Source organism: Loktanella sp. DJP18, from assembly GCF_049310965.1.
Lineage (GTDB): Bacteria > Pseudomonadota > Alphaproteobacteria > Rhodobacterales > Rhodobacteraceae > Loktanella.
Genome location: NZ_JBMERN010000016.1, coordinates 39,850 through 60,524, shown reverse-complemented (window position 1 = coordinate 60,524; position 20,675 = coordinate 39,850). Strand labels below are relative to the sequence as shown.

The 20,675-nt window shown below is 64.1% G+C and carries 18 protein-coding genes; 9 read left to right on the top strand and 9 right to left on the bottom strand.

From position 1 onward, the window contains the following. Positions 1–11 precede the first annotated feature (11 nt). The 3 genes from ACOI1H_RS07075 to ACOI1H_RS07065 all read right to left on the bottom strand — a co-directional run bounded on the left by ACOI1H_RS07075 (position 12) and on the right by ACOI1H_RS07065 (position 3,977). Complete coding sequence (locus ACOI1H_RS07075) at positions 12–284, bottom strand: hypothetical protein (RefSeq protein WP_422436194.1); 273 nt, start codon at positions 282–284, stop codon at positions 12–14. Between the two features lie 129 nt (positions 285–413). After that, a complete protein-coding gene (locus ACOI1H_RS07070) occupies positions 414–1,775 on the bottom strand; it encodes a phosphomannomutase (RefSeq protein WP_422436193.1) in 1,362 nt (453 codons plus the stop codon). Positions 1,776–2,099: 324 nt separating this feature from the next. Next, a complete protein-coding gene (locus ACOI1H_RS07065; RefSeq protein ID WP_422436192.1) occupies positions 2,100–3,977 on the bottom strand; it encodes a polysaccharide biosynthesis protein in 1,878 nt (625 codons plus the stop codon). A gap of 470 nt (positions 3,978–4,447) precedes the next feature. On the opposite strand from ACOI1H_RS07065, the gene ACOI1H_RS07060 reads away from it, so the two are divergent. From ACOI1H_RS07060 to ACOI1H_RS07050, 3 genes are read left to right on the top strand one after another with little or no spacing between them, the layout of a single operon-like run. After that, positions 4,448–4,786: a hypothetical protein gene (locus tag ACOI1H_RS07060; protein WP_422436190.1), complete on the top strand. Its 339-nt coding sequence runs from the start codon at positions 4,448–4,450 to the stop codon at positions 4,784–4,786. A 39-nt stretch (positions 4,787–4,825) separates the two neighbouring features. After that, positions 4,826–4,960 (top strand): hypothetical protein, encoded by a 135-nt coding sequence (locus ACOI1H_RS07055; RefSeq protein ID WP_422436209.1) that lies wholly within the window; start codon positions 4,826–4,828, stop codon positions 4,958–4,960. Next, entirely contained in the window at positions 4,953–5,141 is a 189-nt protein-coding gene (locus ACOI1H_RS07050) for a hypothetical protein (RefSeq protein WP_422436208.1), read from the top strand. Before ACOI1H_RS07055 ends, ACOI1H_RS07050 begins: the two co-directional genes overlap by 8 nt. A 60-nt stretch (positions 5,142–5,201) precedes the next feature. On the opposite strand, the gene ACOI1H_RS07045 is transcribed toward ACOI1H_RS07050, so the two are convergent. The 4 genes from ACOI1H_RS07045 to ACOI1H_RS07030 all read right to left on the bottom strand — a co-directional run bounded on the left by ACOI1H_RS07045 (position 5,202) and on the right by ACOI1H_RS07030 (position 9,480). Then, positions 5,202–5,816 (bottom strand): sugar transferase, encoded by a 615-nt coding sequence (locus tag ACOI1H_RS07045; protein WP_422436188.1) that lies wholly within the window; start codon positions 5,814–5,816, stop codon positions 5,202–5,204. Beyond that, a complete protein-coding gene (locus ACOI1H_RS07040) occupies positions 5,813–6,604 on the bottom strand; it encodes an NAD-dependent epimerase/dehydratase family protein (protein ID WP_422436186.1) in 792 nt (263 codons plus the stop codon). Before ACOI1H_RS07040 ends, ACOI1H_RS07045 begins: the two co-directional genes overlap by 4 nt. Positions 6,605–6,643: 39 nt before the next feature. Then, complete coding sequence (locus tag ACOI1H_RS07035) at positions 6,644–8,110, bottom strand: CAP domain-containing protein (RefSeq protein WP_422436184.1); 1,467 nt, start codon at positions 8,108–8,110, stop codon at positions 6,644–6,646. Positions 8,111–8,349: 239 nt separating this feature from the next. Then, positions 8,350–9,480: a polysaccharide biosynthesis/export family protein gene (locus tag ACOI1H_RS07030; protein WP_422436182.1), complete on the bottom strand. Its 1,131-nt coding sequence runs from the start codon at positions 9,478–9,480 to the stop codon at positions 8,350–8,352. 190 nt (positions 9,481–9,670) lie between these two features. On the opposite strand from ACOI1H_RS07030, the gene glf reads away from it, so the two are divergent. Beyond that, entirely contained in the window at positions 9,671–10,819 is a 1,149-nt protein-coding gene (gene glf / locus ACOI1H_RS07025; RefSeq protein ID WP_422436180.1) for a UDP-galactopyranose mutase, read from the top strand. Further along, a complete protein-coding gene (locus tag ACOI1H_RS07020) occupies positions 10,816–11,832 on the top strand; it encodes a glycosyltransferase (protein ID WP_422436179.1) in 1,017 nt (338 codons plus the stop codon). The genes glf and ACOI1H_RS07020 overlap by 4 nt, the downstream gene beginning before the upstream one ends. A gap of 546 nt (positions 11,833–12,378) precedes the next feature. Here ACOI1H_RS07020 and ACOI1H_RS07015 read toward each other — a convergent pair. Together ACOI1H_RS07015 and ACOI1H_RS07010 are read right to left on the bottom strand one after the other, a co-directional pair. Then, complete coding sequence (locus tag ACOI1H_RS07015) at positions 12,379–13,464, bottom strand: ParB/RepB/Spo0J family partition protein (protein ID WP_422436177.1); 1,086 nt, start codon at positions 13,462–13,464, stop codon at positions 12,379–12,381. Positions 13,465–13,623: 159 nt separating this feature from the next. Further along, positions 13,624–15,033, bottom strand: a complete 1,410-nt coding sequence (locus ACOI1H_RS07010; RefSeq protein WP_422436175.1) for an AAA family ATPase — start codon at positions 15,031–15,033, stop codon at positions 13,624–13,626. Positions 15,034–15,484: 451 nt separating this feature from the next. Between ACOI1H_RS07010 and ACOI1H_RS07005 the strand changes: the two genes are divergently transcribed. The 4 genes from ACOI1H_RS07005 to ACOI1H_RS06990 all read left to right on the top strand — a co-directional run bounded on the left by ACOI1H_RS07005 (position 15,485) and on the right by ACOI1H_RS06990 (position 20,611). Next, positions 15,485–16,474, top strand: coding sequence for a replication initiator protein A (locus ACOI1H_RS07005; protein ID WP_422436173.1), 990 nt, complete (start codon positions 15,485–15,487; stop codon positions 16,472–16,474). A 498-nt stretch (positions 16,475–16,972) separates the two neighbouring features. Then, on the top strand, positions 16,973–18,094 hold the full coding sequence (gene gmd, locus ACOI1H_RS07000) for a GDP-mannose 4,6-dehydratase (RefSeq protein WP_422436171.1): 1,122 nt from the start codon (positions 16,973–16,975) through the stop codon (positions 18,092–18,094). Positions 18,095–18,098: 4 nt separating this feature from the next. After that, positions 18,099–19,079, top strand: a complete 981-nt coding sequence (fcl, locus tag ACOI1H_RS06995) for a GDP-L-fucose synthase (RefSeq protein WP_422436169.1) — start codon at positions 18,099–18,101, stop codon at positions 19,077–19,079. A gap of 119 nt (positions 19,080–19,198) precedes the next feature. Next, positions 19,199–20,611, top strand: coding sequence for a mannose-1-phosphate guanylyltransferase/mannose-6-phosphate isomerase (locus tag ACOI1H_RS06990; protein ID WP_422436168.1), 1,413 nt, complete (start codon positions 19,199–19,201; stop codon positions 20,609–20,611). Positions 20,612–20,675: the final 64 nt, after the last annotated feature.

The window sequence follows — 20,675 nt, the reverse complement described above, 5'->3', positions numbered from 1 at the left end:
CGACAAGCGCGTCATAGCTTTCGAGGCCCACCTTCTGCACCGTGACGGTGGCAAAGCTGACGGGTCAGGTCCAAACTGCCGACGCTAGGCCTCGGGATCGGGATCGGGATCGGGATCGGGCAGCTGCCCGGCACTTGGAACTCCGTCCAGTTCCTCGGCCAATTCGTGTTCGCAGCCGCGATCTTGCGCCAAGCCACCTGATCATGCAGTTGAAGAAGGTCTACGCCGTCAAAACTGTCGAGCGCGTCGCCGCCGAACTGGGCAAAACAGTCGACCAGCTTCATGATCTCCCTATCGGCATGGAGCCTGAAGACGGCGTCATCTGGGTCCAGGGACCGCCAATGTTGAAGTCTTGGCCTTCAGCCCGTTCGGCGTGGCGCGCAGGAAGCTCGGGAGGCGGTCATCTCAAAGGTTCACCCTAGTTTCGCCTGCAGCATGGCAAGCCCCTGTGCCAGCATGTCTTTTGCCACAGCCGGGCTGTCGGCCTCGGCGTAGAACCGCAGCTCGGGTGCATTGCCCGAAGGGCGCAGATGCACTATCCGCCCGTCCGCCAGGGTCATGCGCAGCCCGTCGGTGCGGTCCACCCCGGCTTCGATCCCGTCAAACAGTGACAGGAAATCCGCCCGTCTTCCCGGATTGGCATCGAAAGACGCGACAAGCGCAAGGCTCTTTTCCGTCGGCACCTCCTGCAGCCGGTCGGCGGCGGTAAAGCGCGCGGGCTGGCTGGCCACCAGCGCCGCCAGCCCTCCGGTCGCAGCGACCAGCGGTGCCACGAAGGGCAGCACCGCGTCGCGGGTCATCAGGGGCGGCAAGGGGCCGGCAGGGCCCTCGGCCGCAAAGCCCAGCAGAAAGCCGCCGTTCGCCTCGTATCCCACGACCCGGCCCCCCGCCTCCGCCATGCCGGCGATCACGAAGGGCGAGCCGATGCGTGTGCGCACCACGGTCCCGAACAGTTGCTCCGCCCCGGTGTTCGACGACACCGGCGTTACGGCAATCTCCGCCCCAAGGGCGGTACCCGTGATCTGGCCGAGGATATCGCCCATGATGACCACGCCCGTCTCGTCGGTCAGCAGGGGCCGGTCGCCGTCACCGTCGGTGGATACGATGGCATCCAGCGCGTGTTCTTGTGCCCAGACCCGCAGTTGCGCGCGGATCGCGGGATCGACGGCCTCGGTATCGACGGGGATGAAGGTGTCGGACCGGCCCAGTTCCACCACTGACGCACCCAGCCCCGCTACGATATCCAGAAGTAGGTCGCGCCCCACGGCGGAATGGCTGTAGACGCCGATGCTCCGCCCGGTCAGCACCCGTCCGTAGGCACCCACAGTCCGCGTCACGTAGTCTGCACCGGCAGTCGTGTTTTCGGTCGCTGTTCCGGGCTTTTCAGCCGATGCGCGACCCAGATTGACCAAGATCGCAGCCTCGTCCGCTTTGTCAATCTCGCCTTGGGGCACGTAGAACTTCAGCCCGTTGCGATCGGCGGGAATGTGACTGCCGGTCACCATCACCGCCGCCGCGCCCGCGCCCATGGCCGCCAGCACCAGCGCCGGTGTCGGCACCGCACCGCAGTCGGTCACATGCAGTCCCTCGGCGCGTGCGGCGGCGATTACCATGTCCGCGATCGCCGGCGAGGACGACCGCAGGTCGCGCGCTACGTAAAGCCCTGTCCCCACCGGACAGGCCGCGATGAAGGCGCGGACGTGGTCGGCGACCAGATCGAGCGTGAGGTCCGTGACAAGGCCGCGTAGGCCGGAGGTACCGAACTTGGGGGGCATGATGGGGGACCTTTCGCTAAGATGTCATTGGCGTCTTAACGAACCTGCCCGCCCCCGGCAAACCCCGGTGACAACGGGGGCGCAGCGATGTCATTCAACTTGTGCCGGGTGGTCGGATCAGGTGAACTCATGCCATGATGATATCGTATCAGACCCGCAAACTGATCGTGTTCCAGATGGTCAATCTAGGCCTGTTCGGATGACCCGCGCGGCAAAGCATGGCGGGTGTGCCGTCATGCACCTGAAGATCAGGGACAATGTCTTTCTGCCCAGCCGCAACGGTGCACCGGATAAGTTCCTGATCTGGCCAGCGGCAGGCACCCCTCAACTCTGGCCCTCGGCCCCGCCCGCGAAATGGGCACCGCCTTCGACCCAGCGGGCGACGACTGCGCGCAAGGCGACCTCGTCGGCGGCCTCAATGGCCTTTCGCAGCGCCTTCAGCGCGCTTGCGATCTCGATCTCGGACAGCGCCGCCTCGTTCGCCTGCAGGATCTTGGGATGCGGCGTAGTCAGCTGGCCTTGACCGATCAGCAGTTCTTCGTGGATCTTCTCGCCGGGGCGCAGGCCGGTGATGCGGATCTCGATGTCGCCGTCGGGATTGGCCTCGTCGCGCGCAGAGTAGCCCGCGGCCGAGATCATCTGCCGCGCCAGATCGTAGATCGAAATGGGGTCGCCCATGTCCAACACGAAGACATCGCCTCCCGATGCGAATGACCCCGCCACCAGCACCAGCTTGGCGGCCTCGGGGATCGTCATGAAGAAGCGCGTGACCTCCCGGTGGGTCAGCGTCACCGGGCCGCCCTTGGAGATCTGGTCCTGGAACAGCGGGATGACCGACCCTGACGATCCCATGACGTTGCCGAAGCGGACCATGGTGAACACCGTGCCCCGCGTCCGGCTGGCCAAGTCCTGCACCACCAGTTCGGCCATGCGCTTGGAGGCACCCATCATGTTCTTGGGCCGCACCGCCTTGTCCGAGGAGATCAGGATGAAGCGTTCCACTCTCGCGTTGGCGGCGGCCTGCGCCAGTACTTGCGTGCCCAGCACGTTGTTGGACATGCCCACCACCGGATTGCGTTCCACCAGCGGTACGTGCTTGTAGGCGGCGGCGTGCAGCACGACCTGCACCTTCTGTTCCGCCATCACCCGCGCCATCAGGCCCGCGTCGGTGATCGACCCCAGCACCGGTACGATCTCGATCTTCTGCTTGCGCAGCAGGGCGCGCAGTTCCATGTCGATGGTGTAAAGCGCCAGTTCGCTGATCTCGAAGAGCACCAGCCTGGCAGGCCCCCGCATCAGCAGCTGACGGCAGAGTTCCGACCCGATCGACCCGCCGGCCCCAGTGATCAGGATCACCCGGTCCGCATAAGTGGTGCCGCTGTCGGGCAGGGCGGCGTCCAGCGCCGCGCGCCCAAGGAACCGCCCCGGCACCACGGGCTGCAACTGGTCCAACAGCGGCACCCGGCCCGTCAGCTGGGCGAAGGACGGCACCGCCTGCACCTCGAGACCCATGTCCTCAAGCTTGCGCGACAGCTGCGCTTGCTTGGGCCGCGGGGCAGAGGGCATCGCCAGCAGCACCCGGTCGATGGAATGGGTCTTGATCAGCGTCGGGATCGCCATCGGCCCGTAGACCGTCAGACCCTGGATGATCGTACCCTGCGCTGCCCCGTTGTCGTCGATGAAGGCGATGGGAAAGACCGTCTCGTCCGTGCGCAGGGCGGCGGCCAGTTGCCGGCCCGTCGAGCCGGCCCCGTAGATCAGCACGCGGGACTGGTCCTGTCCGCGCCGGTAGATGCCCAGCAGCACTTGCAGCATCCCCATGCGCGCGCTGACCGCCAGCAGGAAGTAGACCAGCGCGAAGTTGATGAAATTGGCCAACGGTGTGGCGAACCCCGCCATGTCGTCCAGCACGGCCGCGGCCAACCCCAGCAGCACCGCATGCAGGCCAGTCAGGGCGATGGCGTGGCTTTCATAGGACTTCAGCTGCACCTGAGGCAGGCCCAGCACCGATGACAGCAGGCCGCCGATTGCCATCAGCAGGGGCAGCGCCAGCCAGTTGCCGACGATGGTCGCACCCGTGTCGGAGCTGCCCTGCAACGCCAGCGCGCCCAGCAAGGCAAGCGGGATCAGGGCCACGTCCACGGCCAGCAGGACCGCGCGCTTGCGGCGGCGCGACAATGCGCTGACCCATCTGTAAATCATCGTCCTCACAATCCCCGACTGCAGACCTCTTTTGCGCGCAGGATCGCGGCTTTTCAAGCGTCGGCACCCGCGCGGTGCCGCTTTTGGCCCGCCGGTGTGGCGCAAACCCGCGCAAATTGTGCGAAATCCTCTTCAAACCTGCGGCAAGGGCCCCCGCCGTGACCCATTCGGCCCCGCCCTGCCCTTGGCCGACACCGATCCGCGGTTTCAACGGCAGGGGCAAACAGGACCAATGGGCGAATTGACGCGGGTCACACAGGCGGTGCGCAGCGGCACCGCCGACATGTCCCATCTCACCGACCTCGTGATCTGGACGCCAGATTTACGCCAGCACCCGCTATGACGGGACGCTCGACAGTTGGACGATCACCGGCACCGGCCTGAGCCTGTGCGACGGCGAGGCCTACACCGGACCCCTGCGCCCGGGAGATACCGGGTGGATCACGCCGCTAGGCCTCGCGGCCGAGAGCATGCTGCTGACCGGCGGGGACACGACGGGGGGCCTGACCCTGCGCGATCCCGCCAGCAACGGCAACCTGACCGTGCAGCGGACGGAAAGCGACGTGTCACTCACCGTGACCGATCACCTGCTCGACACCCGCGAAACCCGCTTCAGTGCCGGGGTGGAGCTGGAGGTCGTGGCCTACCGCAAAGAGGTCTACGTCATCGCCAGTGGCGACGACGGCATCACCGTGCTGCAGTTGCTCCCTGGCGGGCAGATGGTGAACTGCTCCACGATCGCCGACACCACTGCCATGACCCTCACCAACGTCGGCGGCGTGGGTAACGACCAGCTGAACAGCGGCTAGGGCGACGACATCCTGCGCGACGGCGGCGGCATCGACGTGATGGCGGGGGGTGCCGGGGCCGACATCTTCGTGCTGGCCCCCGACGGTGCCCGCGACAAGATTATGGACTTCGAGGTCGACGTCGACCGCATCGACCTCTCCGCCTGGCCGATGCTGCGGCAACGATCTGATTGACGGACACGGCGGCTGCGATCGGATCTTTGGCGGCCGTGGCCGCGACATCCTGATCGGCCGCGCCGGCGATGACCGGCTGAAAAGCTTCACCGTGACGGCGACCTGCTCGACGGTGGCACGGGCTACGACACCTGCTGGGCGGCGACGGCAGCGACACGCTCGACGGCGGCCGCGGCGGTGACAGGCTAACCCTCTCCGGTATCACCGACTGGACCGCACTGGCCGAGAGGGTCGATTACATTTAGTCTCTGCGAAATGGCTTCAGGGCCGTCTGCCCAATCAGCGCCAGGTCCCAGCACAGGCTCCGGTGGCGCGCATAGATCAAGTCCAGCTGCGCCTTGGCGGGGATGCAGCGCCGGCGATAGACCGCGTCGGTCTCCTCGGGCGTTGCGCAGGCCGCCAGCAGCCGCTCTTCGTGGCCATGGAACACCAGGCTCGCCAGCCCGGTGATACCCGGGCGGCTTTCCAGCACAGCACCGTAGAGGTCCGGGTAATCCTCCACGTAGCGGCGCAGCGGCGGACGGGGCCCGACCAGGCTCATGTCGCCCCGTATCACGTTCCACAGCTGCGGGATCTCGTCCGCGCGGGTCCGGCGCAGCAGCCGGTGCATCCGGCTCATCCGCTGCTGCTTGTCGCCCCCCGTGACGCCGCCGACCCGGTCGGCCCCGACCGGCATGGTGCGCAGCTTGATCAGGCCGAAGGCCCGGGTGGGGCTACGCATCCGTTCGCTGACATATAAGAATGGCCGCCCTTCGGTCAGCGCCAGCGCCGCCAGCAGCACCGCCAGCACCGGGGCCAGCAGCACCGCCAGCAACAGGGCCAGGCCAAGGTCCAGCGTCCGCTTGGACGGGGTCATGCCAGCGCCTCGGCCACGGCCTGTGCGTCGGCGAGCGGCAGCGGGCAGATCCCCTGCAACAGGGTCACATCTAGCGCCATCCTGGGCAGCGCCCCGGGCGGGGCCGGGGTCCAGTCGAAGGCCACGCCCGCCACCGCCAGCACGTCCGCCATCGCCACCAGGCCCGGGCGCGCGACGTTCACCACCTGCGGCCGCACGGGCGCACTGCGCAGCGCCAGCAGCACCCGGGCCAGGTCGCCGGGCGTGCACCAGGCCCGGCGCGGTCCCTGCCCGTCCACGAAGCGGTCCAGCACCACGCCGCCCCGCGCGATGGCGGCCGCCAGTGCATCGCAGCCCGCCACGTTGCCGATCCGCAGGTGGGTGACATGGGGACCGGTGACCGCGGCCTCCATCGCCGCCTTAGCGCGGCCGTAGTCGCTGGCGGGCCGCAACGGCGCATCCTCGCGCAGCAGCCCCGGCTGCGGGCCATAGACCGCCTGGGAGGAGGCGAGGAGGACCGGCACGCCGAGCCGCGCGCCCAGGTCCGCGCCCACCCGTGCCAGTTCCGTGTTCAGCGCCAACGCTTCGGGCGTGCCGTGGGTGACGCCCGCCAGCACGAAAACGCTGTCGATGGGCGGCAGGGCGGGGGCGGGGGCGTTCAGGATGTCCCAGGCCAGCGTGCCCCCTGCCCCGTCGCGGGTCTGCCGCAGCGGCGCGGGCGTACCTGCGGGCCAGGACCGCGCCAGCGCGCGCCCCAAACGCCCCGAGGCCCCCAGAATGAGGGGGCGGGCATCGGAATTCGTGGTCATCGGCACCCTCCGCGCCCGACAGCGGGCGCGGCTGCGGGATTAAAGGATAATCATGTCGTTGGCTAGAATGCTCAGGTTGTCGACGTGGTTGATCGTCAGGATGTCACCATGGCCGAAATCGAATACCGCGCGACCATGGGAAACGGACCCGGCGTCTAGGATGTCCGCCACGCTCATGCCCCGCGCCAGGTCGGCGTCGATTGCGATCGTATCGACATTGTCGTGAAAGTCCTTTATACGGTCGCGCCCCTGTTCGAAGACGAAGGTATCCGCGCCCGCATTCCCGCGCAGAACATCGTTGCCATGACCGCCGTTCAGGACGTCTTCACCCGAGCCGCCCTTTAGAATGTCGCGGTGCCGCCCGCCGAGCAGCGTGTCGTCGCCGCCGCCGCCATTCAGCATGTCCTTGCCGTTGCCACCAACCAAGCGATCGTCACCACTGCCGCCCCACAGGCGATCCCGGCCGATGCCGCCATTGAGCAGGTCTCTGCCCTCGTTGCCGTAAAGCCTGTCGTTGCCACGATTCCCGAACAGGTGATCGTCTCCCTCTTCGCCGTGGATCCAGTCGCCACGGCCACCGCCACGGATGTCGTTATCACCCCGGTTGCCCGTCAGCCAGTTCCGTGCGCCCTGTCCGGTCAGGTCGAGATCGGCGTTGCCCAGCAGGCTGGCGTGGCGGATCCCGTCCAGCAGCTCGGTCGAGGATGAGACATGTGCTACCACGCGCGCCTGGGGATCGGTGACCATGTCCAGCTTGACGTTTCCGTCCGAAGGATCGACGATCAGGTGCCCCATGATCTTGCCGCCCGCCGACACGGTCATGGTCACGTCGCCCTGCGCCGCCATGCGGATGGCGTAGCCGCCCGCGCCCGCGGCCGTGTCGGATTCGCCGCTGCCCGAGATCTTTAGCCCTTGGCGCCCCTCGCCGACGGAATAGAAACCGTCGCCGTCGGCATCGCGATAGGCGACACCGGTGACATAGACTGAATTGCCCGAAACAGCGAATTTCTCGGTCAGCATTGAGGAATTGTAGGTTTTGCCACCCTGGGTGAAATATCCCGCCATCTGGCCGATGCCGATTTCCTGCATATTGGGGGCAAAAGTATTTACCCGGTGGCTGGCGGACCGGTAGAGTCCTTCGTGATGCTGCTCGATCGCTGCGGTCATGTCGACACGCCCCGTGCTGCCGACCCATGCCAGGTTCTCGCGCCAGCCCCAGGTACCCTCGAAACGATAGCCCTCCGAAGCAATGCGGGAGAACGCGTCCGCCCCCCCCTGCCCGGAATGGGAAAACTGGTTCTTCTGAAGCATCCATGTGCTGTGGGCCGCGGCGGCGGCGCTCAGCGTTTCGCTGGGTGCCAGCACCTGCAGCGTCTGGGTGCCGATCGTACCGGATTCCAGCCCTGCGTTCAGGCCTAGGTTGTACCGTTGCGCCTCGGCACCCGGATCCAGGCGGGCGCGGTTGATCAGTTCCAAAAGATATTGTTCGCCAGCGGCGAGAGTCATGGCAGCCTCTTTCGTCCATCAGATGCGTGGCCCACCCCGGTGCCGGTGCAGATCCGGCGGACGGGGTCAGATACGTGTGATGGCTACGAGAGGCCCGAAATGGGTCATCGCGGTGGCGGTGCCCAGACCGCCATGAGGCAATTGGTACGCTTTGGCGCAACTCCGGGTTCTGAAATTGGCAACAATCCGCCCCGGCCCGGAGACGGGCGGCGGCGGCGGCAGGCCGGACCGAAGGCGGCCTAGATTCGTGCGCGCGCCAGCAGCAGGTTGCCGACGATGCCAACTATCGAGTTGGCCGTGCCCAGCGGGCTTTCCGTCCCGTAGACCAGGTCGCCGGACTGAATCTTGAACTTGGCTGCGCTGAACAGTCCATCGGCCTTGGTCAGGTCAATGGTGAACACGACCCTCTCCTGGGGCGGGCCGTCGGGTGTCGGGCCTGCGGCGCGCACGGCACTGGCAGGATACTCGCGCAGGATCAGGATGCCTTGCGGATTGGCGCGCGCGGCCGACACGCCCCCCACGATCGACAGCGCATCGAGCGCGCTGACCTCATCCTTGGGAAAGGCATGCAGCGCCTCGCGCGTGGTGGCTCCCAGGGACAGGAAGTAGCGCTCGTCCTCCTCGATCAGGATGCGATCGCCCCCCTGGACAACGGTATCGAGCTCCGGTTCCTCGAATAGCCGGCTCAGCGATAAACCATAGACCTGGGATCCTCGAAACAGCCGGACCTGCGGGTTCACCAGATTCGGCGAAACACCACCGCCGGAGGACAGCAGCGTCAGCAGGCTGACGTTGCGGTCAGCCAGCGGGAATACGCCCGGGTTACTGACTCCGGACACCAGATTGGCCGTATTTCCGCGCCCGGGGTCGACGTTCAGTTGGACCTGGGCTGATGGCATGACATTTTCCAGCGTCGCTTGGATCTGTTCACGGGCCGTCTGGGGCGACATGCCCGAGACCTTCAGGCTGCCGACGAAAGGCAGAAAGATCCGGCCATCCGATCCCACCTTCATGTCCTTGAGCTCGGCCACCCGCTGCCCTGCCCCGGTCAAAAGGGAGTTTTCTTCCGTATCCCAGATCGCGACCTGCAGTGTATCACCCGGAGAGATCAACAGGCTTTGCGGCTGGTTCTGATGCGCGATCCACTTATACTGCCGTAGGTTGTTGGCCGGCCAGGACTGGATGATCGGCAAGCTTTCACGAGTGACCGGAAAGACCGCGAAATCGTAAATCGGATCACCATTGGCATCGGTTGTCGTGTTTTCTGCGGCCAGCACTTCAGATTGGAAGCCCGCGCCTCTCGGCGAATTGCAGGCGGCGAGCGCCGCACAGAGGATAAAGCCCGCAAGACTGCGGTAAAGACGCGTCATGTTTCCCCCAAGGGTCTACTCTACCCGCCAAAGGCAACGGCGCATGGTCCGGCCCTTTTCTTGCTCACAAGATACTGGCCTACCCTAGAGGGTCAATTGCGCAAAAGCCCATCAAACGATCCTATGCGGACTATGACCTCTGTGCGGAATGCGATAAGGCCGCCGGCAGAAGTTTGCAAGGAAAAGAGCGATGGGCGACAGGCTGATGATGGTGGGCGCGGGGCTGTCGGGTGCCGTGCTGGCGCGCGAGCTGGCCGAGGCGGGCCATGCGGTCACCGTGGTCGATGCCCGCCCCCATGTCGCCGGCAACTGCCACACCGCCCGCGACGCCGACACCGGCGTCATGGTCCATACCTACGGTCCGCACATCTTTCACACTGACGACGATGGTGTCTGGGACTGGGTGCAGCGCTTCGCCCGCTTCAGACCTTACAAGAACCAAGTCAAAGCTACCGTTGGCGACCGGGTCTTCAGCCTTCCGGTGAACCTGCACACGATCAACCAGTTCTTCGGCACCGCCCTGCGCCCAGAGGAGGCACGGGCCTTTATCGCTGCGCGGACCGCCAATATTCCCAACCCGCAAACCTTCGAGGAACAGGCTCTCGCCTTTGTCGGCCCAGACCTCTACGCTGCCTTTTTCAAGGGTTACACGGAAAAGCAGTGGGGCACTTCCCCCGCAAACTTGCCCGCATCAATCCTGAAGCGACTACCGTTGCGCTTTACTTATGACGACAACTACTTCTTCCACCGCCACCAAGGCATGCCAGAAAACGGCTATACCGCGCTGATCGACAACATCCTCGACCATCCGGGCATTTCCCTTAGGTTAGAGACCTTCTTCCACCCCGCGGAGGCCGCCGACTGGGACCACGTCTTTTGGTCCGGGCCGCTCGACGGTTTCTTCGGCTACCGGCTTGGGCGGCTTGGCTACCGCACCCTCGTCTTCGAGACGTTCCGCTACGATGGCGATTGGCAAGGCTGTGCGGTGATGAACCATCCGGACCTCGACGTCCCATTCACGCGCACTACCGAGCACAAGTATTTTTCGCCTTGGGAAACCCACGAAAAATCAGTAGTTTACCGCGAGACGCCCCGCGCATGCGAGCCAAACGACATTCCCTACTACCCTATTCGTCTGGTAGAAGAGAAATCACTGCTCGCCGACTACGTCGCACTGGCCGAAACCGCGTCCAACGTGACCTTCGTTGGCCGGTTGGGTACCTATCGCTATCTCGACATGGACGTAACAATCCGCGAGGCGCTAGACCTTGCTGTCGCTTTTCTTGCGGCACAGGCCACCGGTACCCTTGCCCCGCGGTTTTCCAAGGCTCCGTTGTGACGCTCTGCGCCGTCGTTGTTACCTTCAATCGCCTGCACCAGTTGCGGATCACCCTGCCTGTGCTCTGCGCCGAGGATGTCGATCACATCGTAATCGTCAACAACGCCAGCACCGACGGTACAGCTGCTTGGCTGGCGGATCAGGGCGACTCCCGTGTTCACATCGTGACACTGCCCGAAAACAGCGGCGGTGCTGGTGGGTTCGAGACGGGGATGGCTTACGCAAAGGCCACGTTAGATCCTGAGTGGATCATCCTGATGGATGACGACGCCCGGCCAGAACCTGGTGCATTAGCTCTGTTTCGCAGCGAAATGCCTCGATTGAAGACCGATTTTCCAAACCTCGGCATCATCGTGGCTGCCGTCTTCTGTCCCGACGGGAAGCTGTGCGAGATGAACCGCCCATCACGCAATCCGTTCTGGAACCTGCGGCTGTTCGCGCAGACCCTGCTGCGTGGCACACGCTCCGGCTTTCACTTGACCGACGCGCAGTTCGCGCCCGACGCCCCTGCAATAGCCATCGACGTTGCTTCCTTCGTTGGCTACTTTGTCCACCGCCGCGCTTGGGAGGCGGCCGGTCTGCCCGAAGGCGGGCTGTTTATCTACGGCGATGACGTGCTCTATTCCCTGCGTCTGCGCCGATCGGGATTCACTATGGTCTTTGCCCCGATGATCCGCTTCGTCCACGACTGCGGTACTTTAAGCAGCGGCTTTGTCTACCGGCCATTATGGAAGATCTACTATCACTGCCGCAATGGCGTCGACATCGCGCGTCAGGCCGCAGGACCGATCGTCTTTCCAGCAGCTTTGGCCTACTATGTGCTGATATGGTGGTATCGGGGGCGTCATTGTCAAAGCACCGAACGGCGTCTTTACTACAAGTTTATGGTAAAAGGCTTGTGGGACGGGTTTCTGCAACGTCGCGGTCGAAACGACAAAATCCATGCAATGGAGCTGGCAAGCCAATCAGAACATACAAGACAGATCGGTAGGGGACGTCGCCCTCATGATTGATGCGGGCAACTCGGCGACCAGCCCTGCAGTAGGGAATGCGCACAAAGCACTTTTTTCGATTTAAACGATCAATAGATAAAGCCGCAATCGTTGAGGCCCCCCATTGGGTGGCTTAGTTGAATGTCAGTCATAGCCGGCCTTTGGTCTATCGCGACAAGGCACTTGGACGCTGGCGGCGATAGCCCACGGCATTGAGTGACTATTTCGAAAGTCGGCGGTAGCGCTCTCGCAGTCGCCATTTTGCGACGGTGATCCAGGTGCGATGAATGCGGCTCTCGTGCCCACCACATCCATTGAATTAAGCCTGTGCTGGACACGGATTACCGTAAGTGGTGTCTCGGTCTCCCGCAGAACCAGCTCTAGCAGGTCGGCCTGCAAGTATCGCCCGGTCGAATCGTAGGGGCGCATCCAGTTCTGGTGCAGGCCACTTTCGGACTGGAACCATTGGCCGGGGATGGGGCAGAGCGTTGGGGCCAGAGTCGGCAACGACGCCGTCGAAGGGCAGGTAACTCACCTCCCAAACTACAGCGCCCATGCTGTCGGTAACTAAGACGGGTCATCCAAAGGGTCAGAAATGCCTAATTCAGGGTCTGTTCTGAAGTCGTTGAGGTCGCGCAGCGCCGTTAGCAGGCGGCTGACGAAAGAGTGGTTGTCCAACGCCGGCCCGGTCAGGCGAAAGGCCCCGTCCTTTTCCACCCGCAGCACCAGACCGTCACATAGGGTCTCTGGCACCGAAGGCTTGCGCGGTCGCTCTCCGGTGATCGCGGGGGCTGCATGGCCCGGCTGGGTCAGGGTGCGGGCGATGATCTGCGCCTCGCGCGCAGCGGTCCGGTCGGGTTCCGCCGTCAGGGCCACAAGCAGTCTTTGGGCAAGGGTCTCATCCGCGTCCAAGGCCTGCACAAGGGCGAGGCCCGTCCGTTCGGTCAGGTCGGTGGGGAACTTCAGACCGGGATCGAGTTGCCGCACGATAGTCACGAACTGGTTGATCTTGGATCGTTTAGACCGCGACACGGCGGCGAAGAGCTGGGTCAGCGCGACCCGGTCGCTGCGAAACACACCCCGGTCCACCGCACGCGCCACGATGCGGGCCCGTTCGTAGAACGACAGCCCGACACGGATCTCGTTCTCCTCGACCATCGCGACATAGGACTCGGCGGCGTCGGCCGGGGTGCGGACGATGGCCAGAACAGTCTCGAACGCGGGTTCTTTCGTCTCCAACAGCAGATCGCGCAGGGCCCCCAGTCGGCGCCAGCCGGACACCAGCCCAAAGCGGCCGTCCTCCAGCGCCACGACCTCGATCGCGGTCTGCTGGCCGCGCTGGCGGATGCTGTCGCGCAGCACCGCCATCTCTTCTGCATCAGCGCTGATACGGTCGCGGACCAGATGGTCGGCGTCGATCAGGTGCATCGGCAGGCGCTGGATCAACCGCCCTTCGGTCCGCGCATCAGTCAGGGTCTGCGCCACCTCGGCCAGCGCATTGGTACTGGCGGCATCGTGGGCAACATCAGCGATCGGGGGCCGGACAGAGCCCAACCCCCGAATCAGGGCCGTTGCGGACTTCGCCTCTGGCGCAGGGGCGGGACGGGCAAGGCCAGTCCCAAGGGTGGGTGTCAGGCGCTTACGCTTGGCCATGCGCATATCCTTTCGCGAAAAGGGCAGGGTGGGGCGGTGCGGCTCACAGCGCCTGACCCCTGCGTGCGGTCGGGGGCAACGCGGTGCCGCAGGTAGGGGACAAAATACATAACAAAAAGCAAATGTTTCGCATGCGATACATATTATGTAATATAGCCATCACTCTGCCGCCGTTCCCGCCGCGGACTTTTCCGCGTCCCGCAGCGCAATCTCGTCCTTGCGCCAGGCCCCCAGCAACAGGGTCTTGAAGGCGGCATAGGTGGCGTCGAACGTCTCGCGACCTCGTGCATAGGTCTCGCGGTTGAAATCGCGGTAGTCGGCCTCGTAGATGCCCTGCACCTGTTCACCGGCCTGACCGATCAGAGCGGTGAAGTCCTGTCGGTGGGGCGACAGCGTCTTGCCCAGATAGGCCTGCATCAGCCCCGCCAGCTCTGCCTGCTGGTTGCCGTCATAGCGCGTGACGACGGCGCGGACTGCGTCCCACTGGAACGCCATCTCGGGCCGGCCCAGAGCGCGAGCGGCCAGGTTCTCTCCGTCCTCGATGGACTGGAAGGTGGTGTGGAGCATGTCGAAGAACCGTCCCGTGGAATCAAATTCCAGAAAGGACGCGCCAACCGGCACCAGCAGGATGTCGGCGGCGGCCAACCCGTTGATGGTGAGGTAGCCAAGCGCCGGAGGCGTGTCGATGAAGACGACATCATAGGCGTCGAGGATGCCGTCCGCCTCCAGCGTGTCGGTCAGGGCATCCCACAGCTTCCAGCCGCGCCCCTGCATCCGCCAGACGGGCACCTGAAACTCCGCCCAATAAAGGTTCAGTTGCGCGCCGATCAGGTCGATGTTGGGCCAATGCGTCTTTTGCACGAGGGATTGCGTTGTGACGCCCAAGGCTTCGGTCAGGGTGTCGTCCAGCGGAATCGGATTGTCGCCCCGGTCCATCCGGCGCTGGTTGTCGCTTTGCAGATGTTTCGCATAGTGACGTGCCAGCAGCGGGAACACCGTCTGCCATTCGTCCGCTACCGCCCCACCGAAGACCGAGGTCATCGAGGCCTGGCTGTCGAGGTCGATCACCAGCACCCGGTAGCCGTCGAGCGCCGCCGACATGGCCAGGTGGGCCGCGGTGGAGGTCTTGCCGACGCCGCCCTTGAAGTTCGCGACGGCGACCATCTTGGCGGGCAGGTCCTTGGGCCGGTAGGGCTGGTATTCCTTCGCCTTGGATCCCTCCTTGCCGAAATGCGCCCGCAGCGTCAGCACCTCGTCCAGGGTGAACCACTTGGCGCCGGCTTCGGTTTCGCTGCGGCCCTGAGGCCAGTCAGTATGCTGTTTGAGCACGCGACGGAAATGGGCCTGGGCCACGGGGATCAGATAGCGCGTGATCTCCCAAGTGGAGAACAGGCGCAGATGCCGCTTGCCGTCCTCGGCCAGACCGCGACCGGCCAGGTCGTCGCGCCCTTCGCGGGCCGATGTTGCAATCCGCGCGAAGCCTGCAGTCGTGACCGGATCGTCGAGGTCAGCCATCGCGGCATCGGGGTTGATGCGAAAATAGGGGGGGAGGGGGGTTGCGCTGCTCATCTGCCTGTTGCCCTTATGTGCGACCTTTTCGGCAAGATACCATAAAAGGTCGCACTTGGAAGAAAAGGTTGCACCTGCCCTTCCTTTTCTTAGCAAATATGGGGGTTTCGGTCCCAGGCCACGACATCGACAGGGGACTGCAAAAAAAATGCGGTGTTAAATTCTGTTAGATTGAAGTTACGCGACCGTACATCATAGACAAGTCCTTGTGAAACGGACGCATTGGGCGACTCTGAAACACCGTTGCGATTCCGATCCCCCGATACGGTGACTCTGAAACCCCGAGGCTGCGATTCCGAACCTCCGTTGCTGAGCGGTTTACAGACGGCTGTGGATAACTCTAGGGTGTCACTGAAACCACGAAGACACTTCGGTTGATTCCGGCAACGACCGGAGCGAGCAGCAAGCCATGCCCCACAACAACCGGGGCGCAGACGGACAGGCATAGGGCATGACAGCACTGGCGCACGGGCAGGGGCCTGCGGACTTCTTCATCTGCGACATCTTCGATGCGGCTCCCAAAACCGACATGGGCGGCATGGAGCATCCGATGTTCTCGCTCTCGACCCGGCCGGACCGGACCATCCGCCATTATGCGCGGGGCGATACCACGATTACCGTGACGCCATCGGTGCGGGGGCGGGCGACGATCCACGACAAGGACATCCTGATCTACTGCATCAGCCAGCTGATGGCGGCGCTGAACGCAGGCCGGACGATCGTGCGCAAGCTGACGCTGACGGCGCATGACCTGCTGATCGCCACGCAGCGCGACACGGGCGGCGACAGCTATGCGCGCCTGTGCGAGGCGTTCGAGCGGCTGGCGGGAACGCGGATCACCACCAACATCACGACCGGCGCGGAAGAGACGACCAGCGGTTTTGGTTTGATCGAGGCCTGGGAGATCGTGCGCAAGTCGCGGGGCGGGCGCATGGTCAGCGTGACCGTTACCCTGTCCGAGTGGCTGTTCCGGGCAGTGCAGGCGAAGTCGGTGCTGACGCTGAGCCGCGACTACTTTGGCCTGCGCAAGCCACTGGAACGCCGCATTTACGAGATCGCGCGCAAGCACTGCGGTCAGCAGCGGCTGTGGCGGGCGAGTGTCGCGACCCTGCACGAAAAGGCGGGGTCGGACGCGCCGCTTCGGGTGTTCCGCGCTGCTCTGCGCCGGATGATCCAGACCAACGGCCTGCCGGATTATGACCTTGCTGAGGAATCCGGCGACACCATTTCCGTGACCCGTAGAGGGCTTTCGGTCGATCAGGCAGGCATCCGTCACTTTAAGCCAGAAACGCTGGACGAGGCTCGCCGAATAGCTCCTGGCTTCGACGTGCATGCCTTGGAAGCCGAGTGGCGTGGCTTCTGGGCCGCCTCTGGCCGTCCGCCACTCCGCAGCGCGGATGCGGCTTTTCTGGGCTGGCTCAAGCGCCGGGTAACGCGCTAATCCTCGACGCGGGATGAGATGCAGGCCCTTGCGCGGTGCGGATCGACCTAACGTTCCTCAGAACAGGTCGCATCTGATGCTCTCGCGCGGCATGTCGTCTGCCTGTGGGGCAGCGCTTGAAGCATAGTCGTTATTCGATGTCGCGTGACGCTGTCCGTCGTGGCCTGCGCCTAGATTCGTGGAGCAGGTGCCGTCTTAGTCCTGACTTTGACCTTGGCCGAAGTCATCGGTGTCATCTGGATCAATCTCGGCCAGGCTTGGGGGAGCCGGCGTGAAAGAAGCTAGCTCTTGGTGGCTGCCACATGGGTCTCCTCACCTTGATGTGGTGACTGCGGCCGGCACGTAAGCAGAGTGACCGCATATAGTTAATTCAGTTTCGCCCTGCCGTGCAAATGTCGCGCAAGGGTCCAAATCTTGGACTGCATATGGGCAAGGTTGTTACAATGTCCGCTTTGCGACAAAGAGATACGACAGATGGTACGGGGCTTGGAACATCATATGACGAAACGCGCGCTCATCACCGGGGTCACCGGGCAGGACGGGTCCTATCTGGCGGAACTGCTGCTGGACAAGGGCTATGAGGTGCATGGGATTAAGCGGCGGGCGTCGCTGTTCAACACCGCCCGCGTCGATCACATCTACGAGGACCCGCATACCGACAACCGGCGGTTCCAGCTGCATTACGGCGACCTGACCGACAGCTCCAACCTGACGCGCATCATGTCGGAGGTGCAGCCGGACGAGGTCTACAACCTCGGTGCCCAGTCCCATGTCTCGGTCAGCTTCGAGGCACCCGAATACACCGCCGACGTCGATGCGATAGGCACCCTGCGCCTGCTCGAGGCGATCCGCTTTCTGGGGCTCGAGAAGAAGACGCGCTTCTACCAGGCCAGCACGTCAGAGCTTTACGGCCTGGTGCAGGAGACGCCGCAGACGGAAACCACGCCCTTCCACCCGCGCAGCCCCTATGCGGTGGCCAAGATGTATGCCTACTGGATCGCCGTGAACTACCGCGAGGCGTACGGCATCTATGCCTGCAACGGCATCCTGTTCAACCATGAGAGCCCGCGCCGGGGCGAGACCTTCGTCACCCGCAAGATCACGCGCGGTCTGGCCAACATCGCGATGGGGCTGGAAAAGTGCCTTTACATGGGCAACATCGACAGCCTGCGCGACTGGGGCCATGCACGCGACTATGTCCGCATGCAGTGGATGATGCTGCAACAGGACGCGCCAGAGGACTACGTCATCGCCACCGGCCTGCAGTATTCCGTGCGCGAGTTCATCACCTGGTCGGCGGCCGAGCTAGGCGTCACGCTGGATTTCACCGGCACCGGAGTGGACGAAATCGCGACGGTGACGGGCGTAAACGGCAACCTCGCCCCCCATGTTGCCGTGGGTAATGTCGTTATGCGCATCGACCCGCGCTACTTCCGCCCCGCCGAGGTCGAAACCCTGCTGGGCAACCCCGCCAAGGCCAAGGCCAACCTCGGCTGGGTGCCCGAGATCACAGCACAGCAGATGTGCGCCGAGATGGTCGCCAACGACCTGCGCGCCGCACAGCGCCACGCCCTGCTGAAGGCGCACGGGTTGGAGATGCCCGTCAGTCTGGAGGGGTAAGGGCGTGAAGGTCTACATTGGAGGCCATCGCGGCATGGTGGGCGGGGCGATCCTGCGGCAGTTGCAGGCGCGCCGGGACGCGGGCGCGGATCTGGACCTGATCACCCGCACCAGTGCGGACCTCGACCTGACCGATCAGGTGGCCGTGCGCGACTTCATGGCGGTCGAACGCCCCGACGTGGTGATCCTGGCCGCAGCGAAGGTCGGCGGGATCGTCGCCAACAACACCTATCCGGCGCAGTTCATCTACGAAAATCTGATGATGGAATGCAACGTGATCCATCAGGCCCATGCGCATGGCGTGCAGCGCCTGCTGCAACTGGGGTCAAGCTGCATCTACCCGCGCGAAGCGCCGCAGCCGATGGCCGAGGACGCCCTGCTGACCGGCACGCTGGAACCCACGAACGAACCCTATGCCGTGGCCAAGATCGCCGGCATCAAGCTGTGCGAAAGTTACAACCGCCAGTATGGCCGTGATTACCGGTCCGTCATGCCGACAAATTTGTATGGCCCCGGTGACAACTTCCACCCGGAAAACTCTCATGTGATGCCCGCGATGATCCAGCGGTTCCACAACGCGGCACGGGCGGAGGCAGAAGAGGTGGTGATCTGGGGATCGGGGAAACCCATGCGGGAATTCCTGCATGTGGACGACATGGCCGCCGCCAGTCTTTTCGTGCTGGACCTCGACCGTGCAACCTATGACGCGGAAACCGAACCGATGCTGTCGCACATCAACGTGGGCACGGGCCGCGACGTGACGATCCTGGAACTGGCGGAGCTTGTGGCGCAGGTGACCGGGTTCCGGGGCCGCATCGTCACCGATGCGACCAAACCCGACGGCGCGCCGCGCAAGCTGATGGATGTCAGCCGCCTGGCCCGGATGGGCTGGACCGCCGATATCGCATTGGCGGACGGGGTGGCGCAGACCTATGCGTGGTATCTGGACCAGTTGGAAGCGGGAACGGCGGTGCGCGCGCGGTAGGTCCCCGCAGGGAAGTTTAACTGGCCGCGTGAAACCCGTATCAGGGGCCATGATTTCGGCATGAAGGCGCCAAGGTTCTTTGACAGGATAGCGCCCAGAGGCATAAAGGCAGACACGACATGATCACTCCCGTCCTTCTGTGCGGTGGCTCCGGCACGCGGCTTTGGCCGCTGTCGCGCAAGTCCTATCCCAAGCAGTTCTCGGCCCTGATGGGCGAGACGAGCCTGTTCCAGGCATCTGCCGCGCGGCTGGCGGGCGGGGGGTATTCCGCGCCGATCGTCGTGACCGCCGACGCCTTCCGTTTTATCGTGACCGAACAGCTTGACCAGGCGGGGATCACCCCCGGCGCGGTGCTGATCGAACCGGCGGGCCGCGATACCGGGCCGGCCGTGCTGGCGGCGGCACTGTATTTGCAGGCGCTGGACCCGGACGCGCTGATGCTGGTGGCTCCGTCGGATCACGTGATCCCCGATGCAGAGGCGTTCAACGCCTGCGTCGCCGCCGCCATGCCGGCCGCACAGGACGGGCAGCTTGTCACCTTCGGTATCAGCCCCGACCGGCCCGAGACCGGCTATGGCTACCTCGAGATGGCGGCGATCCCGACGGGCGAGGTCGGCCCGCAGCCCTTGAAAGCCTTCGTCGAAAAGCCGAATGCCGCGACGGCGGCACAGATGCTGGCCGAAGGGCGATATCTTTGGAACGCAGGAATCTTCCTCTTTTCGGTCAAGGCGATTAAATCCGCATATGATGACTTTGCGCCCGACATGGTCGCCGCGGTGCAGGGTGCGCTGAATCACGCGAAATCCGACCTTGGCTTTACTCGGCTGGCCGCGACCCAGTGGGAACAGGCCCAGGCGATTTCCATCGACTATGCCGTGATGGAAAAGGCGGACAACCTGTCGGTCGTCCCCTATCTGGGCCGCTGGTCCGACCTGGGCGACTGGGCGGCCGTCTGGCGCGAGACGCAAAAGGACGGCGTGTCGCTGTCCGGCCCTGCCACGGCGATCGACTGCACCAACACGCTGCTGCGGTCCGAAGTGCCGGGGCAGGCGATTGTGGGCATCGGGCTGGATGACATCGTCGCCATCGCCATGCCCGACGCCGTGCTGATCTCCCACAAGGGCCGCACGCAAGAGGTCAAGCAGGCGGTCGCAGCACTGAAGTCCAGCAGGGCGCCGCAGGCGGAAAGCTTTCCCAAGGATCACCGGCCCTGGGGCTGGTTCGAAAGCCTTGTGGTGGGCGAGCGGTTCCAGGTGAAGCGCATCGTGGTGCATCCCGGCGCCGCGCTGTCGCTGCAATCGCACCACCATCGGGCGGAACACTGGATCGTCGTGCAGGGCACAGCCAAGGTGACCGTCGACGCCGACGTGAAGCTGATCTCGGAAAACCAGTCGGTTTACATCCCTTTGGGAGCGATCCATCGAATGGAAAACCCCGGCAAGGTGCCGATGATTTTAATCGAAGTACAGACCGGAAGTTATCTGGGAGAGGATGACATTATTCGCTACGAGGACGTATATGCACGCAACTGAGCGATGTCAGGACCGCACGGTCTCGCTTATAAACCCCTCGGACTTGCTGCCTAATATGAAGCAT

What these genes read in the sequence shown, in the direction of transcription:
- ACOI1H_RS07040 (WP_422436186.1), bottom strand. Translation starts at nt 6,604, where the DNA reads ATGACCACGAATTCCGATGCCCGCCCCCTCATTCTGGGGGCCTCGGGG.
- ACOI1H_RS07045 (WP_422436188.1), bottom strand. Translation starts at nt 5,816, where the DNA reads ATGACCCCGTCCAAGCGGACGCTGGACCTTGGCCTGGCCCTGTTGCTG.
- ACOI1H_RS07060 (WP_422436190.1), top strand. Translation starts at nt 4,448, where the DNA reads ATGCTGCTGACCGGCGGGGACACGACGGGGGGCCTGACCCTGCGCGAT.
- glf (WP_422436180.1), top strand. Translation starts at nt 9,671, where the DNA reads ATGGGCGACAGGCTGATGATGGTGGGCGCGGGGCTGTCGGGTGCCGTG.
- ACOI1H_RS07065 (WP_422436192.1), bottom strand. Translation starts at nt 3,977, where the DNA reads ATGATTTACAGATGGGTCAGCGCATTGTCGCGCCGCCGCAAGCGCGCG.
- ACOI1H_RS07035 (WP_422436184.1), bottom strand. Translation starts at nt 8,110, where the DNA reads ATGACTCTCGCCGCTGGCGAACAATATCTTTTGGAACTGATCAACCGC.
- ACOI1H_RS07070 (WP_422436193.1), bottom strand. Translation starts at nt 1,775, where the DNA reads ATGCCCCCCAAGTTCGGTACCTCCGGCCTACGCGGCCTTGTCACGGAC.
- ACOI1H_RS07005 (WP_422436173.1), top strand. Translation starts at nt 15,485, where the DNA reads ATGACAGCACTGGCGCACGGGCAGGGGCCTGCGGACTTCTTCATCTGC.
- ACOI1H_RS07055 (WP_422436209.1), top strand. Translation starts at nt 4,826, where the DNA reads ATGGCGGGGGGTGCCGGGGCCGACATCTTCGTGCTGGCCCCCGACGGT.
- ACOI1H_RS06990 (WP_422436168.1), top strand. Translation starts at nt 19,199, where the DNA reads ATGATCACTCCCGTCCTTCTGTGCGGTGGCTCCGGCACGCGGCTTTGG.
- ACOI1H_RS07010 (WP_422436175.1), bottom strand. Translation starts at nt 15,033, where the DNA reads ATGAGCAGCGCAACCCCCCTCCCCCCCTATTTTCGCATCAACCCCGAT.
- ACOI1H_RS07030 (WP_422436182.1), bottom strand. Translation starts at nt 9,480, where the DNA reads ATGACGCGTCTTTACCGCAGTCTTGCGGGCTTTATCCTCTGTGCGGCG.
- ACOI1H_RS07075 (WP_422436194.1), bottom strand. Translation starts at nt 284, where the DNA reads ATGAAGCTGGTCGACTGTTTTGCCCAGTTCGGCGGCGACGCGCTCGAC.
- gmd (WP_422436171.1), top strand. Translation starts at nt 16,973, where the DNA reads ATGACGAAACGCGCGCTCATCACCGGGGTCACCGGGCAGGACGGGTCC.
- ACOI1H_RS07015 (WP_422436177.1), bottom strand. Translation starts at nt 13,464, where the DNA reads ATGGCCAAGCGTAAGCGCCTGACACCCACCCTTGGGACTGGCCTTGCC.